Origin of the sequence: Prevotella sp. P3-92 (genome assembly GCF_002251205.1) — a bacterium.
In the GTDB taxonomy this organism is placed as follows: domain Bacteria; phylum Bacteroidota; class Bacteroidia; order Bacteroidales; family Bacteroidaceae; genus Prevotella.
Map to the genome: position 1 here is coordinate 1 of NZ_NPJE01000027.1, position 16,274 is coordinate 16,274.

Sequence of the window (16,274 nt, forward strand, 5' to 3'; positions counted from 1 at the left end):
TTAAGCTCCATCTTGCGTGCAATGACAGAGGCGAGATAATAGCGTTTGTACTTACTGGTGCAAATGTCAGCGACAAGGACCCGAATGTGTTCAAGGTTCTTGCTAAACGTTTGTATGGCAAGCTGTTTGCTGACAAAGGCTATATTTCGCAGAAGCTGTTTGACTTCCTCTTTGAGGATGGAATACAGCTGGTGACAGGGTTGCGCGTAAACATGAAAAACAAGCTGATGCCGTTCTATGACAGAATGATGCTGCGCAAGAGATACATTATCGAAACCATTAACGACATGCTGAAGAATACGGCACAGATTGTACACTCACGCCATAGATCTGTAAGCAACTTTATCATGAACCTTATTTCAGCATTGGGAGCATATTGCTTCTTCGACAACAAGCCAAAGGCATTGCAAGGATACTGCATCGAAGACACGAAGCAACTGTCACTATTCTAAGGGCAAATCAACTTCTTTCAGCCTTCTGTTATTACCCACTCCTAATGGTATGGGGAGGAGGCGTATTCACGCTGTATTTATATTGTATTAAACACTCGGTTATCCCGAACTGGGGCCTACTATATACTCTATTTTGTACGAGCAACATCCTGAGGCGGAAACAGCTTGCATGATGGAGTGGGATGGTATTAAATATTTAGTGGATAGTTTGGCAATAAGTAGGGTGGAGGTAGTGGCTGATTACTTAAATAACCTTGACAAACTGACTGAACTTGCGGAAGATTATATCAAGGAAAAGCGTCCCAATTTTGCAGCATTCTGTTATGACGGTATTGACCATGCTGGTCATGAGTCTGGTCATGACACACCAGCCTATTACGATGCAATTGCAAGAGCCGACCGCTATGTGGGTCGTATCATTCAAGCCACAAAAGATGCAGGTATCTTTGAAAATACCATATTTATTATAACCTCCGATCATGGTGGTAAGGAGAAAGGTCATGGCGGTAAGACATTATTAGAAATGGAAACCCCATTTATTATCTATGGAAAAGGTATTAAGGAGGGATATCAAATTACAGATGTGATGATGCAGTTTGACGTGGCTGCCACTATTGCTGAAATTTTCCATCTAAAACGTCCCCAGGCATGGCGTGGACAACCCATTACCAGTGTCTTTAAAGGTCGCAGATAATCTTCTTGATGAAGCGACTCTATTAAACGGAAAAAATAATTCATTATAAAAACATAGGTTGCTAAGTATCCTCTTTCATGATAAGTTAGCAACCTATGTTTTTTATACGAGTTAGCCATATAGCTTTCACCAAGCGTGCCAACTAAAGAGAGCCTTAAAGCATTCCTTTGGTGCTGGGTAGTTGGTAATGGAAGATATCGCGTTTGACGGCCATGCGCAAAGCACGTGCAAGGGCCTTGAAGATGCCTTCAATTTTATGGTGCTCGTTTTGACCTTCAGCACGGATGTTGAGGTTCATGGCAGCCGCATCACTCAGACTCTTGAAGAAATGCAGAAACATCTCTGTTGGCATTTCGCCAATGCGTTCACGATGAAATTCTGCATCCCATACCAACCATGGGCGTCCACCGAAATCTAAACATACTGAGCATTGACAATCGTCCATGGGCAATGCGTAACCATAACGCTCAATGCCTCGTTTGGATCCTAAAGCCTGATGCAGGCAAGCGCCCAGCGCCAAAGCGGTGTCCTCTATGGTGTGGTGCTCATCGACGTGAAGGTCGCCTTTGGTGTGGATGGTCAAGTCCATCATACCGTGTTTTCCAATCTGTTCAAGCATGTGGTCGAAGAACCCTAATCCAGTATGTATGTCACATTGCCCCGTACCATCAATATTCAAACGAACGTAAATATCAGTTTCTTTGGTGGTGCGTCGAACCTCGGCAGTACGGTCACCAGCAAAGATGCGTTCTGTAACCTCATTCCAGTTGCCGATTTGAGCAAATTGGCAACCAATATTTTCTGCAAATTGTCTATCAGTATCTCGGTCGCCAATCACATAGCTGTGAGCCATGTCGTAGTCGGGGTTGTTCATGTATTTCTCCACCAGACCAGTAGCGGGTTTACGCGTGGGCGCATTGTCGTTTGGAAAATGGCGGTCGATGAGTATATCATCAAATTCAACACCTTCGCCCTTCAGCGTTTGAAGTATGAAATTATGAACAGGCCAAAATGTTTCTTCAGGAAATGAATCGGTTCCTAATCCGTCCTGATTGCTCACCATGACAAGCTCATAGTCGGTGTGTTGTCTGAGAAAAGCAAGGTTGCCGATGGCGCCCTCTACGAATTGCAGTTTCTCAAAAGCATCAATTTGTTCGTCCTCGGGTTCTTTGATTATGGTTCCGTCCCGGTCTATGAAGAGTATTCTTTTCATGTTAATTTATGGGGTTTGTTAAATATATCAAGTGTATGATTTTTATTGTATCCTGATGTTCCATTCATGCCGCATTTTCTCGCCATGGCAGATTTAAAGCGAGCTTTGCTTCTGCTCATTTGGCTTGCCGAAAACGTTGGATTTCATCCTTCGTTTTCTCGCCATGGCAGATTTAAAGCGAGCTTTACTTCTGCTCATTTGGCTTGCCGAAAACGTTGGATTTCATCCTTCGTTTTCTCGCCATGGCAGATTTAAAGCGAGCTTTACTTCTGCTCATTTGGCTTGCCGAAAACGCTCTTGTTCACGAGAAACGATGGCGCCATAAGCATAATAACTGTGGAATAGAGCCGGAAGAGTGGCGAAAAACTGGAAAAATCCACAGATGGTAAATGTCACAAAGGTAAGCATTGGCATATAGGCAGGCATGGACAATGGGTCACCATAAAGTTGGCCTGTCTGTGCCGAGAGGTTGGCCATAAACAGGATTTTGGCAGGAAGGCAGATGATGAGATCAACGATGATGGCCCATAGAACATCTATGATTACGATAGCGAAAAGACCACCCCAAAAACGGAGTCCCCCTTTGTAGTTGGCACGCAAGGCCTGTAGGAAAGGAGTGCGTTCACTAAATATATAATGTATCAGGGTAGGAACGATGGGTAGTCCGAAGGCAATAATCAAGAGGGAAAGAATAACTACTGCCACACACACGGTAGTAGAATGAGTAGCGAAAGATTGAGGTGAGGCTATGGAATATGCGATGGTACCGCCTGCCAATAATGCAATGGGTATTATCGTTAGTAAGGAAGTGAAAATACCGCCTTTAACGGTTCGCCACGCTAATAGAAAATTGGGCTTCCACCAACTTGTAGGCAACACTAATGTATGGTTTTCTTTGTGCTCTTTAAGACGTGTCAACACACACCCTATGGTAACTGCGAGTAATAGCATACATACAATCACAAAGACCACGAGAAGTCCACCAGTGATAAAATAACTCTTCTGTGAGTCAATAAGTGCAGTACTGTCTGCACCGTGTTGTGTTAAAGTTATCAGTTTCATAACGACCTTGGGCATTTGTACCGCAGCAACCAATCCTGTAAGACCGACCATAAGTGAGTAGGCTAATGCCATCAGCCATGAAGACTTAAATACAGTGCGAAAATGTGCTGTATAGAAACGGAATCCAGAAGAAACAACTGCTCTGTAGCTGCGCGGTTTCATCAGCTCGTCGATTTGCTCTTTACTATTCATTTAATCTTTAATTTTAGAAATCGAAGCCAAAGGTAGTCAATTATATTTAAAAAATAGGTGAAGACTGCAAAGAATTAAGAGATTTTTTCTAACTTTGCATGAAATTAAAGAAACTATACGCATGTTAGAGACCGTAAAATGGGGATTTATCGGTTGCGGAGAAGTAACTGAGAAAAAAAGTGGACCTGCCTTTTCTGAGGTTGAGGGTTCTACTGTAGTGGCTGTTATGAGTCGTACCGAAAAACGTGCACGAAGCTATGCTGTTTGCCATGGAATACCCAAATGGTACACAGATGCTCAAGAGCTCATAGATGACCCTGATGTCAATGCCGTCTATGTTGCCACGCCTCCGTCGAGTCATGCTACTTATGCCATTATGGCCATGCGTGCAGGAAAACCCGTTTATGTGGAGAAGCCATTGGCTGCCTCATATGACGATTGTGCGCGAATCAATCGAGTAAGTGAAGAAACTGGAGTGCCCTGTTTTGTAGCATATTATCGTCGTTATCTGCCTTATTTCCTTAAGGTGAAGGAAATTGTGGATAGTGGTCGTATTGGTCGTCTTGTCAATGTGCAGGTGCGTTTTGCTGTGCCTCCACGAGCACTTGACTATGACCGACCAGATAAAATGCCGTGGCGCTTGCAGCCCGATGTGGCAGGAGGTGGCTATTTCTACGATTTGGCTCCTCATCAGTTGGATTTGTTGCAATATATGTTTGGCACCATTATTGAGGCTCGTGGAATTAAGGCTAACAGAGGTGGTCTCTATGAGGTTGAAGATTCCGTTAGTGCCTGCTTCGAATTTGAAAACGGAGTACCAGGAAGTGGCTCTTGGTGTTTTGTAGCTCATGAGTCAGCACAGGAAGATCGTATCGAACTGATTGGTGATCAAGGATCGGTGAGTTTCTCAGTATTTGTCTATCAGCCAATTCGTCTGCATACCAGCGAAGGCGAGGAAAACATTACCGTACCTAATCCCCCATACGTACAGTATCCCATTATTAAGAATGTGATAGAACATTTGAGAGGTATTGGCGTTTGTGAGTGTACAAGTATATCGGCAACTCCAGTTAATTGGGTGCTCGATCGTATTCTTGGTAAGTTCTAAAAAAAAGATGATGACGGTGGAATACTTAAGAATGGTATTGATTGTTCTTGTGTTGGCATTGGCTACGACGATGAAAGGCCATGCTACTCAAGTTCTGCCGTCTGTTAACTATCCTGTAAAAGCGGAAACTGATACACAAAAAGTACCAACGGAAGTTTCTGTACCTCCCAAGCGCAAATTGAGTTGGTTGCGGCGTACTATACGCGGTTTCAGTTATATTGATACAAATTATGTAGAACCGCAACATTATAACTGGGCAGTTATGCTACAAGCTACCCAAAGTTACGACATCTATCAATTACGTACGTCAGAGAAGAATGGGCAGTCTTTGACATTTTCTCCGAATCCGACCATAAAAATCGGACCATATTTTGGATGGAGGTGGGTATTTCTTGGTTATACTTTCGATGTAAAGCACTTTGGATTCAACCAAGAAAAAGCCAAACAAGGTTGGGATTTTAGTATCTATGCTGCACAGGTCGGTCTTGACATTTTTTATCGTAAGACAGGAAGCGATTACAAAATAAGTAGGGTGAGACTATCTGATAAAAGCTCAGAGCAGCTGTTGAAAGGCCACTCATTTGATGGACTCAAGGTTGGAACTACAGGTTTCAATCTCTATTATATTTTCAACCACCAACGTTTCTCTTATCCTGCTGCTTTTGCACAAAGTACATGTCAGAAAATCAGTTGTGGTTCATGGATGGCTGGTATAGGATATTCGCACAATAGTCTGTCGTTTGACCACGAACGGTTACAAGATCTTATAGATAAAAACGAAGGAATGCATGGTGAACAACTCGATAGTGCACTAATGTTCAATAAAGTGAAATACTACAACTATAATGCTTCCGTGGGCTATGCTTATAATTGGGTTTTTGCACCTAATTTTCTGTTCTGCGCCAGTACATCGTTGGCTCTTGCCTATAAAAAAACGAAGGGAGAAATGAAAGAACCTGCAGCACATGGATTTGATATAAACAATGTTAATATTGATGGAATAGGACGATTCGGGCTTGTCTTCAATAATACCCGTTTTTTTGCAGGACTGAGTGCTATCGTCTATTGGAACAACTATAAGAAATCTCGTTTTTCCGCAAGTAATATATATGGTACAGTAAATGCCTATGTAGGTTATAATTTCGGTAAACGTGGAAGATATAAAAACAGAAAACAGTGATGAAAAAATATATTCTGATGCTCATTATGGGCATTTCGCTGCAAATTCACGCACAACGTTGTGTTTATCAAAAGGTGGATAGTGTAAAAATTGTGACTATGCTGCAAAAGGCGGTTGATAATCATAAGAACAAGACGCCGCTATTCTTTGCCCATCAATTGATAGGACGGCCTTATGTGGCTCATACACTTGAAGGTCAACCGACAGAACGACTTGTGGTTAATACCCGACAGCTTGACTGTACCACCCTTGTGGAAACGGTGACCGCACTTACCATCTGTGCAAAAAACAAGCAAACCTCGTTCGATGCTTATTGTAGCATGTTGGAAAAATTACGTTACCATCATCACAAAATCAATGGATATACGTCCAGATTGCATTATTTTACAGACTGGATACTGTCTAATGGAAAAGCCGGATGGGTTAAGGAAATTCAAAGCAACAATACCCCATTTACTGCGGTACAAAACGTCCGTGTAGGCTATATGAGTGCTCATCCGCTATCCTATGTGGCCTTGAAGAACAATCCTAAGGATGTCAAAGTGATAGCTGCACAAGAACGGAAACTTACAGGACAGACCTTCAGTTATATTCCCAATAAACAGATTACAAATAGCAAGATTCTTCGACAGACGATACATGATGGCGATATTTTAGCTATTGTAACCAATAAGAAAGGGCTCGATATTTCACATGTCGGATTTGCAGAATGGAAAAGTGATGGATTGCATTTACTCAATGCGTCTATGATACATAAAAAAGTGGTGCTCGAACCTATGACACTTGCTCAGTATATGAAGAAGCATCCATCATTTCTTGGAATTCGCGTTATTAGAATAAAATAGTATAAAACAAATTTAAAACTGAAAAATATGGAATTACCTGATTTCATGAGTTATGCCAACAAGTTCTCTCAGTCAGACTTCGTTGAAAAGATTTCACGCATCGCTAAACGTGCCGGTGCGAAGTTGGTCTATGCGGCCCTTATCCTGTACTATACGTTACAAAGCGACAAAGTAAGTACAGCCAATAAAGCGCTGATTATTGGAGCGCTGGGATATATGATTAGTCCCTTTGATGTTATTCCTGATGCAATTCCCATTGTGGGATTGACCGATGACCTTGCAGTATTGCTCTATGTACTGAAAAAAGTATGGGGCGATGTGGCACCTGAAATACAGGAAAAAGCAAAACAACGCTTAAGTAAATGGTTTGACGAGGACGAAATAGAAGAAGCAAACGATCTCTTCGGTAAGTCAGAATGATCCGAGAATACGACGTTAGAGTAATACCGCAAGTGGCTGCCTGCGAACAGAATCTTGTGGCGTTTTTGGCAGATGAGTACGGCTTTGACAGACGTACGGTGAATAGTGTACGTGTCTTGCGGCGGAGTATTGACGCAAGACAACGTAGGGTGGTGGTAAACCTCAAGGTGCGATTATACATCAACGAACTGCCCACAGACGAGGCCTACGAACAGACAATTTATGGCGATGTGTCAGACAAACCTGCCGTTGTGGTAGTGGGCGAGGGGCCTGGCGGACTTTTTTCCGCTTTACGCCTTGTGGAGCTCGGACTTCGTCCTATCGTGTTGGAACGCGGTAAGGATGTTCGCGAAAGAAAGCGTGATCTTTCGTTGATAACCAAAAATCAACGTGTTGATGGCGAAAGCAACTATTGCTACGGAGAAGGTGGGGCAGGTGCCTATTCAGATGGAAAACTCTATACACGTAGCAAAAAAAGAGGAAACACTACCAAAATACTCAATGTGTTCTGTCAGCATGGTGCTTCAACCGCGATATTGGCAGACGCACATCCTCATATTGGTACCGATAAGTTGCCACGTGTGATAGAAAATATGCGCCACACCATTTTACAATGTGGAGGTGAAGTGCATTTTCAAACGAAGATGACACGGCTCATGTTGAAAGACGATGTGGTGGTAGGTGTAGAGGCTGTCTATTTACCCACAGGAGAACAGCAAGTTTTCAAGGGTCCCGTGATTCTCGCAACAGGACATTCTGCACGTGATGTCTATCGTTATCTCGCAGATGCGCATATTGAGTTCGAAGCCAAAGGAATTGCTGTTGGTGTGCGCCTGGAGCATCCTTCTGCTCTGATAGACCAAATTCAGTATCATTCTAAACAGGGACGTGGACGTTATCTCCCTGCCGCAGAATATTCTTTTGTGACACAGGTTGAAGGACGTGGTGTATATTCGTTTTGTATGTGTCCGGGAGGTTTCGTAATACCTGCCGCAACAGATCAGCAACAGATTGTTGTTAACGGAATGTCACCTAGCAACCGAGGTGGACAATGGAGTAATAGCGGTATGGTAGTAGAAATCAGACCAGAAGACGTGGAAGGAGATGATCCACTTTGCATGATGCGTTTCCAGCAACAGATGGAGTATGACTGTTGGTTGCAAGGCAATAGGAAACAAACCGCTCCAGCACAACGTATGGCTGATTTCGTAAATGGTAGACTCAGTGCCGACCTACCGCGGTCATCGTATGCACCAGGGCTCATATCTTCACCACTTCACTTTTGGATGCCACCAGCTGTAAGCAATCGGTTAAAAGCAGGATTTTTACAGTTTGGAAAGTCATCACATGGCTTTTTAACCAACGAAGCATTGATGATAGGCGTTGAAACTCGTACCTCTTCGCCAGTACGTATTGTACGCGACCGTGACACTTTAATGCACGTTCGCATTAGAGGCCTTTTTCCTTGTGGTGAGGGCGCAGGCTATGCGGGAGGAATTGTTTCAGCAGGCGTCGATGGAGAACGTTGTGCCGAAATGTGTGCTAAATATTTGGGTGTTTGCTGATTTTTTAGTAATTTTGCGCGGAAATTGAAACAATAAATTCATTGCAATGAATATTTCTTATAAATGGTTAAAAGAATATGTTGACTTCGACCTGACGCCACAGGAAGTGTGTGACGCCTTGACATCTACTGGTCTCGAAGTTGACGCACTTGAAGAAGTTCAGAGTATTAAAGGTGGTCTTAAAGGTCTGTATGTTGGCAAAGTAGTCACCTGTGAAATGCATCCTAATTCAGATCATCTGCATGTGACAACTGTTGACCTCGGTCGTGAGTCACTATCGCAGATCGTATGTGGAGCGCCAAATGTTGCTGAAGGACAGAAAGTTATAGTGGCAGATTTGGGCTGTGTCCTGTATGATGGCGATAAGGAGTTTGTTATTAAGAAATCAAAACTGCGAGGTGTAGAATCTTGTGGTATGATTTGTGCAGAAGACGAGATAGGTGTTGGTAATTCACATGATGGAATTATCGTATTGCCTGAAGATGCAAAGGTCGGAATGACTGCCGCAGAATATTACCATTTGGAGAGCGATTGGCTAATCGAGGTTGATATTACTGCCAATCGTGCTGATGCACTTTCACATTGGGGAGTGGCTCGCGACCTTTATGCTTGGCTCAAGCAAAATGGTTATAAAACACAACTTCACAAGCCTTCAACGGCAGATTTTAAGGTAGATAACCACGACTTACCCATTGAAGTGGTTATTGAGAACCAGGAAGCTTGCAAGCGTTATGCATGTGTTAGTGTTACAGACTGTGAAGTGAAAGAATCCCCTGATTGGCTGAAAAATAAACTTTCTACCATCGGTCTGAGACCAATCAATAACATCGTTGATATTACCAACTACGTGATGATGGCACTGGGTCAACCTTTGCATTGCTTTGACGCAGATATGGTAACAGGACGAAAGATTGTAGTGAAAACCATGCCAGAGGGGACTCCATTCCAAACTCTTGATGGAGTAGATCATAAACTTTCAGAACGTGACCTCGCCATTTGTAATGCAGAATCACCTATGTGTATTGCAGGTGTATTCGGTGGAAAGGGTAGTGGTACGTATGAAACCACTCGTAATGTGGTTCTTGAGAGTGCTTATTTCCATCCTACCTGGATAAGAAAGTCTGCACGTCGCCACGGTCTGTCAACCGATGCTTCATTTAGATTTGAGCGTGGTGTAGATCCGAATGGTACAGTAGAGGCTTTGAAATATGCAGCATTGCTTTGTAAGCAGTTGGCAGGTGGTAAGGTTTCTATGGAAATCTGTGATGTATATCCAAAACCTATTAAAGATGCAGTGGTTGACCTGAAGTTTGACTATGTAAACTCACTCATTGGAAAAAACATCGATGTGGTTACATTGAAGTCAATCTGTCTCTCGCTCGAAATGGAAATCATTGAAGAAAACGAACTTGGCTTAACACTTAAAGTTCCAGCCTATCGTGTAGATGTACAACGTCCTTGTGATGTGGTTGAAGATATTTTACGCATCTATGGTTACAATAATGTGGAAATTCCAACACAGTTGAAGAGTTCACTCGTTATAAAAGGTGAGGAAGACCATAAACACAAAATGGCCAATCTCGTCAGCGAACAACTTGTTGGCATGGGCTTCAATGAAATTCTAAATAATTCGCTGACAAAAGCCGCTTATTATGGTGAACGTCAGGATACGTTGGTGAAAATCATGAATCCGCTTTCATCTGACTTGAACGTCATGCGACAATCATTGCTTTATGGAGGATTGGAAAGTATTGAACACAATGCCAATAGAAGAAATGGAAACTGCCGTTTCTTCGAATTTGGAAATGTCTATTATTTTGATCCGAATAAGACAAATGAAGAAAATCCAATGCAAGCCTATACAGAACAGTATCACCTCGGTATTTGGCTCACTGGTAAACGAATTACAGGATCTTGGGCGCATCCTGACGAAGATTTCTCATTTGCAGAACTGCGCGCTTACGTTGAAAACATCCTTACTCGAATCGGATTACAGTCTGGTATGGTTGTGCGCAAAAAATCAACTAATGAGATTTTTAGTGCTGGACTGACATACGAAAATCGTGGTGGTAAGGTTTTGTTGGAGATGGGCGTTCTGTCAAAGAAGGAACAGAAAGCTGCAGGTATCGACACACCTGTATATTATGCAGAACTGAATTGGACAGCTTTGATGAAAGCAGTACGCAAACAAAAGGTTCTTTACACCGAGATTGCAAAATATCCTATAGTAAGCCGTGATCTTGCATTGCTTATTGATCAACAGGTTGAATTTGCTCAGATTGAGGAGGTTGCCCGTCAGACAGAAAAGAAACTCTTGAAGAAAGTGGAACTCTTTGACGTCTATGAAGGAAAGAACCTTCCAGAAGGTAAGAAAAGCTATGCAGTAAATTTCATTCTCCAGGATACTGAGAAAACGATGGGAGATAAACAGATTGATGCTATCATGCAGAAGCTCATCAATAACCTTAAGCAGAAACTTGGTGCCGAACTTCGTTAATTCAAAGAAATAATAATAAAAAAATACAATAAAATGGGAAGAGCATTTGAATATCGTAAAGCTGCAAAGCTGAAAAGATGGGGCCACATGGCCAAAACATTCACAAAAATTGGTAAACAAATAGCAATTGCCGTTAAGGCTGGTGGACCAGACCCTGACATGAACCCTGCTTTGCGTGCCATTATTGCCAATGCAAAGCGCGAAAACATGCCGAAGGATAACATCGAGCGTGCTATCAAAAACGCCATGGGTAAAGATCAGAGTGATTATAAGGAAGTGACTTATGAAGGATATGGTCCTCATGGAATTGCCATCTTCGTAGATACACTGACCGACAATACCACCCGTACTGTGGGAGACGTACGCTCGGTATTCAACAAGTTCAACGGAAACTTGGGTACTCAAGGATCACTCTCTTTCCTTTTCGACCATAAGGCCGTGTTCACTTTCAAAAAGAAAGATGGATTGGATATGGATGAGATGATTCTTGACCTCATTGATTACGGAGTAGAAGATGAATTCGACGAAGATGAGGAAGAAAACAGCATCACCATCTATGGTGATCCTCAGTCTTTTGGCGCAATTCAGAAGCATTTGGAAGAAAACGGATTTGAAGTAACAGGCGCTGAGTTTACTCGTATTCCTAACGACCTCAAAGATGTTACTCCAGAAGAGCGTGAGACTATCGACAAAATGGTTGAAAAGCTTGAGGACTTCGATGACGTTCAGACTGTTTATACAAACATGAAACCTGAAATCGTAGAAGAATAATAAGTTGGTCTCAATGGCAACAAAGCATATTTGTTACGAAACGCATGGTACATGTTCTAGAATGATTGATGTAACTTGCGATGAAAATAATATTATTCAGCAGGTCTTTTTTCTTGGAGGTTGTAATGGCAATCTTCAAGGAATTGGCCAACTGGTGAAAGGACAGCATATTGATGATGTGATCCACAAAATTAATGGAATCCGTTGTGGAACCAAAAACACCAGTTGTCCTGACCAACTTTGTAGGGCTTTGGAAATACTTAAAGAAAAAGCGGTTGATGATTAACTCATTAACCGTTTTTTCTTCACTTTCTTATCAGATGTACGTTATTTCGTCTATGATGCTAATTTGCTAGGTATTGGAAGATATTCACTTTTGATAGTCTTTTGCCTTATATACCACGTCAAGAAGTTTCTGTCCTTGATGCTTTCGTGAATAATACACGTAGCGAAAGCTGTAGCCAGCCTCTTTATAAATTTTTAGCGATGTGGCATTTCTTAAGTCCATCAGCATTTGCTGTTTTAGTTCAGACTTGTTCACTATTGCAGAGTCATCCAGTACACCGCCTAAGGTGTAAGCATAACACAATGTGTGGGATTGTTTGTCGAATGTCAGACTGTCTATTGTTACATCTTTGGCAATAAGTGCAGGACAGTTTTTCTCTGTATATGCTTGGGCTTCGCGCTGGCAACGTTGCTCTAAGGTCTCTTGACAAGCTGAAAACATTGCAATAGCAATTATCGTGTATATACCGATGTGTTTCATTCTATTTATCTTATTATTTTCTATTCACTTGTTGATTTGATAGTTATTTTACCCTTACTTGCTCCGGTGTCATCCATCGATAGAGATTGCAACCGATAAAGTTGCCAATAACCTCAGAGACATAAATCAACGCAACGATAGGTTGACAAACCACATCCCAAGGTGCGGCAAGAAAATAAAATGCATCGGCAATACTATGGGTGAATCCACAGAGAATGAAAACTGGCACACCGAGTAAGAGTGCTAACATTTTACCCTGTCGTGCAAATTGAACAGCAGTCGTCATAATAAAACCACATCCGATGGCCAACAAACCGCATGCAAATGGACCTTTGGTAATACGCCCTGTCAATATATCTCCTGCTTTTTCAATACAATCAGGATGAGTATATCTGATGGCAAGGGCTGTTAAAAGACAACCAATAATGTTTCCGATGAGTACTATAACGAGCATCGACCAGTCACCATGTCGGCGTATAAAACCTGCAGTTCCTGTGTATAATTTCAATCCATAATACACTACGGTTGTTAAGCCAAAAGCGAAGAGTACTGCACCAGCTACTCCTCCTACTTTGAGATTGACTGTTCCACCAATTGCAATGCAGATACCAGCCAAAATAGCCAACGGAAAATGTGTGTTGAATGTTTCTTTTAGGTTCATATTTATATTATTTAATTTGAATTCAATGATCTATGACATGTACTGTGACTCTCTTGTTTCTTTTAACGTTCCATCTCTCTAAATTCTGAAGGTAGATAACCAGTATGGCGCTTGAAGTGTTTTACAAAATATGAAGGATCGTCATACCCTAACATGTAAGCAATTTCTTTAATCATCAAGTCAGAATAAAGAACAAGACGTTTGGCCTCCAATATGATGCGGTTATTAATGAAAATCAATGGAGATTTTCCAGAACACTCGTTGACGCTATTGCTGAGTGAACGGACGGACACATTTAAACGATTAGCATATTCTTGAACAGTATGCAGTTGTTTGTATTCCTGTTCAAGTAACTGTCTGAAACGGATAAAAAGTAGGTGGGAAGGTTTACGATAATCAACAGTTTGTTCTGCCTCATGTTTGCCGTATCGTTCTATTTTTGCAAGAAAGATGGTTAGTAGTGATTTTAAGATGTCTATATTACCCAATTCACCATTTCTCTCCGCTTCTAACTCCATTTCGTGTATTAACGGTTGAAGTAACTTTGATGTTGGCTCGTCTATAATATAATATGGTGTTCCTTCGTAGGTATGAAACGCGTTGTATTCAAGGAATAAACGACTGATATTGGTGGAAGAATTTGAGACTTTTATCAAATCAGTACACATTTTTATAGCAACCCCCCGATAGTTGTCTTTACAATCGAAATGGTGAATCTGTCCAGGAGACAGAAAAAATATGGTGCCTGGAACAACCTTGTAATCAACGAAGTCCACCGTGTGTGTTCCTTCACCATCCTGAAACCATAGAATTTCATAGAATGAGTGGACATGTGCCATACAGTCGTCAATGTCACTTGTGGCAAAGAGTTCGGGCATGTGCTCTACTCGAAATCCATTTCCACCAGGTGCATTACAGACGGTTTGGTAAATATGACTCAGATTTATTTCTGACATAGTATTATCTAATAAAATTCATGGGTGTCCATGCTTCGCGTTCTGGAAGGTCTGATGAATCATTGTTGTTTAGTTTTTTCAACATCCATGCCATGTTGTTGGCCAATGTACGCATGGTTTGCATACCTTCAATATCTTGTGCGGCTTCGCCTTCGCCTCTTCCATAAGCCAGATTCCAATATTGGGAAGTCACAATCGGCATGTTCATCATTTGGAAAGGCATGAGTAATGTTTGATATACTGCAGAAGCACCGCCACGACGACAAACTGCTACGGCAGCTGCTGGCTTTCCAATGAAGTATGCCCCTCCTGCATAAAGCATACGCTGTTGAAGGCAAAGTAACTGACCTGATGGTTGACCGTAATAGACGGGAGAGCCTATGATGACTCCATCGCAATGAGAGATGCTTTCGATGACGGAGTTTGTTATGTCATCAGAAAACACACATTGTCCGTTGCCGTTCTCTTTGCATTTATTGCAGGCGATGCAACCGCGAACAGGTTTCTTACCAATCCATAGGATGGTACTTTCTATTCCGTGGATACTAAGTTGTTTTGATATCTCCGTTAAGGCAGTATAAGTATTACCTTCCTTTCGTGGACTTCCATTAATGAGTAGAACTTTCATAACAATTTGTTGAAGAGTCTTGTTGTAAATCGTACACTAAGTTTATTTTGAAGGCAAATTTACTAATTTCTACTGAATTGAGCAACGTCTTTTGATTCAAAGTGCGAATAACATAGAAGAAAAAGTGAAAAACTCTTTGTAATTAGTGCAAAATATAGTAAATTCGCAGTCGAAATAGAAATAAAGACTTATGCAGAACGTATGTGTTTTTACAGGAGCAAGACCGAACTTTGTAAAGGTCGCTCCAATTGTCAGGGCCATCATTAAGACAGAAGGTATTGCCTATCAGTTGGTATATGCAGGACGTCAAGATGATCCTACCCTTGAAGCATCATTGTTTGATGATCTTCAGATGCCAAAACCAGATATTTATCTCGGTGTTGATTGTGAAAATCTTAATGAACTGACAGGAAGAGTGATGGCTGAGTTTGAAAATTATCTTAATCATCATTCTACAGATATTGTTATCGTCGTTGATGACCTTGCTTCTACCATGGCAGCTGCCATAGTAACAAAGAAACGAGGTGTAAAATTGGCTCATCTTGTTGCTGGTACTCGTTCCTTTGATATCAATATGCCGAAGGAAATCAATCGCTTGGTCATTGATGGATTGAGTGATTTGTTGTTTACGGCAGGTGTTAGTAATAATAGTATTGTTACTCGTGAAGGTGCTGATATGCAAAAAATTTACATGGTTGGCAATATCCTGATGGACTCATTGCGTGCTAATCATGACAGATGGACGAGACCTCAATGTCTTGAAAATGTGTCAGACGGTCAGTATATTGTCTTGACTCTTAATCGCAAAGTACTCTTGGCAGATACAGATAAACTCCAACACCTCCTTGCTACTATAATCGATGTGTGCACTGGATGTGAAATTATTGCGCCATTACGTGGAGTAGCAAGAGAAGCTGTGGAAAAAATGTCGCTACCTATAACCCTTGTTCCAACATTGTCGTATTTGGAATTTGGTTACCTTGCTGCACATGCTAAAGGTGTGATAACGGATTCTGGTAATGTGGCAGAAGAAGCCACATTCAATCATGTACCATGTATCACTCTTAATAGTTATACAGAACATATTGAAACGGTGAATGTAGGTACTAATGTGTTAGTAGGTGAGGATTGCCAAAAATTGCATGATGCCTTGAAATTACTGATGGCTGGCAATTGGAAACATGGTGATTTGCCTGACCGTTGGGATGGACGTTCGGCAGAGCGTATTGTACAGACGCTTCTTGATTTATAATACTAAGAATAG

17 protein-coding genes are annotated in these 16,274 nt (G+C 41.7%); 11 read left to right on the forward strand and 6 right to left on the reverse strand.

Going from position 1 to position 16,274, the window contains the following annotated elements; all coding sequences use genetic code 11:
- A partial coding sequence (locus CIK93_RS04235; RefSeq protein WP_144269528.1) for an IS982 family transposase occupies positions 1-452 on the forward strand: 452 nt, incomplete at its 5' end.
- A 169-nt stretch (positions 453-621) separates the two neighbouring features.
- Positions 622-1,146, forward strand: coding sequence for an alkaline phosphatase (locus CIK93_RS04240; RefSeq protein WP_094446679.1), 525 nt, complete (start codon positions 622-624; stop codon positions 1,144-1,146).
- Between the two features lie 154 nt (positions 1,147-1,300).
- Here the strand turns inward: CIK93_RS04240 and hisB are convergent, their stop codons facing one another.
- Positions 1,301-2,359, reverse strand: coding sequence for a bifunctional histidinol-phosphatase/imidazoleglycerol-phosphate dehydratase HisB (hisB, locus tag CIK93_RS04245; RefSeq protein ID WP_094435338.1), 1,059 nt, complete (start codon positions 2,357-2,359; stop codon positions 1,301-1,303).
- Between the two features lie 273 nt (positions 2,360-2,632).
- Positions 2,633-3,613 carry a hypothetical protein gene (locus CIK93_RS04250; RefSeq protein WP_094449304.1) on the reverse strand — a complete coding sequence of 327 codons (981 nt, stop codon included), beginning with the start codon at positions 3,611-3,613 and terminating at the stop codon, positions 2,633-2,635.
- 121 nt (positions 3,614-3,734) lie between these two features.
- Here CIK93_RS04250 and CIK93_RS04255 point away from each other — a divergent pair, with 121 nt between their 5' ends.
- From CIK93_RS04255 to CIK93_RS04290, 8 genes are read left to right on the forward strand one after another with little or no spacing between them, the layout of a single operon-like run.
- Positions 3,735-4,721, forward strand: a complete 987-nt coding sequence (locus CIK93_RS04255) for a Gfo/Idh/MocA family protein (protein WP_094390798.1) — start codon at positions 3,735-3,737, stop codon at positions 4,719-4,721.
- A 7-nt stretch (positions 4,722-4,728) separates the two neighbouring features.
- Positions 4,729-5,901: a DUF4421 domain-containing protein gene (locus CIK93_RS04260; protein ID WP_094446680.1), complete on the forward strand. Its 1,173-nt coding sequence runs from the start codon at positions 4,729-4,731 to the stop codon at positions 5,899-5,901.
- Positions 5,901-6,746: an N-acetylmuramoyl-L-alanine amidase-like domain-containing protein gene (locus tag CIK93_RS04265; protein WP_094390796.1), complete on the forward strand. Its 846-nt coding sequence runs from the start codon at positions 5,901-5,903 to the stop codon at positions 6,744-6,746. The genes CIK93_RS04260 and CIK93_RS04265 overlap by 1 nt, the downstream gene beginning before the upstream one ends.
- A gap of 27 nt (positions 6,747-6,773) precedes the next feature.
- Positions 6,774-7,166, forward strand: coding sequence for a YkvA family protein (locus CIK93_RS04270; RefSeq protein WP_173815115.1), 393 nt, complete (start codon positions 6,774-6,776; stop codon positions 7,164-7,166).
- On the forward strand, positions 7,163-8,731 hold the full coding sequence (locus CIK93_RS04275) for an NAD(P)/FAD-dependent oxidoreductase (RefSeq protein WP_094446682.1): 1,569 nt from the start codon (positions 7,163-7,165) through the stop codon (positions 8,729-8,731). Before CIK93_RS04270 ends, CIK93_RS04275 begins: the two co-directional genes overlap by 4 nt.
- A 46-nt stretch (positions 8,732-8,777) precedes the next feature.
- Positions 8,778-11,228: a phenylalanine--tRNA ligase subunit beta gene (gene pheT, locus CIK93_RS04280; RefSeq protein ID WP_094446683.1), complete on the forward strand. Its 2,451-nt coding sequence runs from the start codon at positions 8,778-8,780 to the stop codon at positions 11,226-11,228.
- 33 nt (positions 11,229-11,261) lie between these two features.
- The gene (locus CIK93_RS04285) at positions 11,262-11,999 is read left to right on the forward strand and encodes a YebC/PmpR family DNA-binding transcriptional regulator (RefSeq protein WP_094390792.1); all 738 of its coding nucleotides are present in this window, start codon (positions 11,262-11,264) and stop codon (positions 11,997-11,999) included.
- A gap of 13 nt (positions 12,000-12,012) precedes the next feature.
- A complete protein-coding gene (locus CIK93_RS04290) occupies positions 12,013-12,285 on the forward strand; it encodes a TIGR03905 family TSCPD domain-containing protein (RefSeq protein ID WP_094438941.1) in 273 nt (90 codons plus the stop codon).
- Between the two features lie 84 nt (positions 12,286-12,369).
- Here CIK93_RS04290 and CIK93_RS04295 read toward each other — a convergent pair whose 3' ends face one another.
- From CIK93_RS04295 to CIK93_RS04310, 4 genes are all read right to left on the reverse strand, one after another.
- Positions 12,370-12,765, reverse strand: a complete 396-nt coding sequence (locus CIK93_RS04295) for a hypothetical protein (protein WP_144007616.1) — start codon at positions 12,763-12,765, stop codon at positions 12,370-12,372.
- A 43-nt stretch (positions 12,766-12,808) separates the two neighbouring features.
- Positions 12,809-13,426, reverse strand: coding sequence for a formate/nitrite transporter family protein (locus CIK93_RS04300; RefSeq protein WP_094446684.1), 618 nt, complete (start codon positions 13,424-13,426; stop codon positions 12,809-12,811).
- 62 nt (positions 13,427-13,488) lie between these two features.
- A complete protein-coding gene (locus tag CIK93_RS04305; RefSeq protein ID WP_094446685.1) occupies positions 13,489-14,382 on the reverse strand; it encodes an AraC family transcriptional regulator in 894 nt (297 codons plus the stop codon).
- A 4-nt stretch (positions 14,383-14,386) separates the two neighbouring features.
- Positions 14,387-15,010 (reverse strand): flavodoxin family protein, encoded by a 624-nt coding sequence (locus CIK93_RS04310; RefSeq protein ID WP_094446686.1) that lies wholly within the window; start codon positions 15,008-15,010, stop codon positions 14,387-14,389.
- A 190-nt stretch (positions 15,011-15,200) separates the two neighbouring features.
- Here CIK93_RS04310 and CIK93_RS04315 point away from each other — a divergent pair, with 190 nt between their 5' ends.
- Positions 15,201-16,262 carry a UDP-N-acetyl glucosamine 2-epimerase gene (locus CIK93_RS04315; RefSeq protein ID WP_094390775.1) on the forward strand — a complete coding sequence of 354 codons (1,062 nt, stop codon included), beginning with the start codon at positions 15,201-15,203 and terminating at the stop codon, positions 16,260-16,262.
- Positions 16,263-16,274: the final 12 nt, after the last annotated feature.

What these genes read in the sequence shown, in the direction of transcription:
- CIK93_RS04240 (WP_094446679.1), top strand. Translation starts at nt 622, where the DNA reads ATGATGGAGTGGGATGGTATTAAATATTTAGTGGATAGTTTGGCAATA.
- hisB (WP_094435338.1), bottom strand. Translation starts at nt 2,359, where the DNA reads ATGAAAAGAATACTCTTCATAGACCGGGACGGAACCATAATCAAAGAA.
- CIK93_RS04250 (WP_094449304.1), bottom strand. Translation starts at nt 3,613, where the DNA reads ATGAATAGTAAAGAGCAAATCGACGAGCTGATGAAACCGCGCAGCTAC.
- CIK93_RS04255 (WP_094390798.1), top strand. Translation starts at nt 3,735, where the DNA reads ATGTTAGAGACCGTAAAATGGGGATTTATCGGTTGCGGAGAAGTAACT.
- CIK93_RS04260 (WP_094446680.1), top strand. Translation starts at nt 4,729, where the DNA reads ATGATGACGGTGGAATACTTAAGAATGGTATTGATTGTTCTTGTGTTG.
- CIK93_RS04265 (WP_094390796.1), top strand. Translation starts at nt 5,901, where the DNA reads ATGAAAAAATATATTCTGATGCTCATTATGGGCATTTCGCTGCAAATT.
- CIK93_RS04270 (WP_173815115.1), top strand. Translation starts at nt 6,774, where the DNA reads ATGGAATTACCTGATTTCATGAGTTATGCCAACAAGTTCTCTCAGTCA.
- CIK93_RS04275 (WP_094446682.1), top strand. Translation starts at nt 7,163, where the DNA reads ATGATCCGAGAATACGACGTTAGAGTAATACCGCAAGTGGCTGCCTGC.
- pheT (WP_094446683.1), top strand. Translation starts at nt 8,778, where the DNA reads ATGAATATTTCTTATAAATGGTTAAAAGAATATGTTGACTTCGACCTG.
- CIK93_RS04285 (WP_094390792.1), top strand. Translation starts at nt 11,262, where the DNA reads ATGGGAAGAGCATTTGAATATCGTAAAGCTGCAAAGCTGAAAAGATGG.
- CIK93_RS04290 (WP_094438941.1), top strand. Translation starts at nt 12,013, where the DNA reads ATGGCAACAAAGCATATTTGTTACGAAACGCATGGTACATGTTCTAGA.
- CIK93_RS04295 (WP_144007616.1), bottom strand. Translation starts at nt 12,765, where the DNA reads ATGAAACACATCGGTATATACACGATAATTGCTATTGCAATGTTTTCA.
- CIK93_RS04300 (WP_094446684.1), bottom strand. Translation starts at nt 13,426, where the DNA reads ATGAACCTAAAAGAAACATTCAACACACATTTTCCGTTGGCTATTTTG.
- CIK93_RS04305 (WP_094446685.1), bottom strand. Translation starts at nt 14,382, where the DNA reads ATGTCAGAAATAAATCTGAGTCATATTTACCAAACCGTCTGTAATGCA.
- CIK93_RS04310 (WP_094446686.1), bottom strand. Translation starts at nt 15,010, where the DNA reads ATGAAAGTTCTACTCATTAATGGAAGTCCACGAAAGGAAGGTAATACT.
- CIK93_RS04315 (WP_094390775.1), top strand. Translation starts at nt 15,201, where the DNA reads ATGCAGAACGTATGTGTTTTTACAGGAGCAAGACCGAACTTTGTAAAG.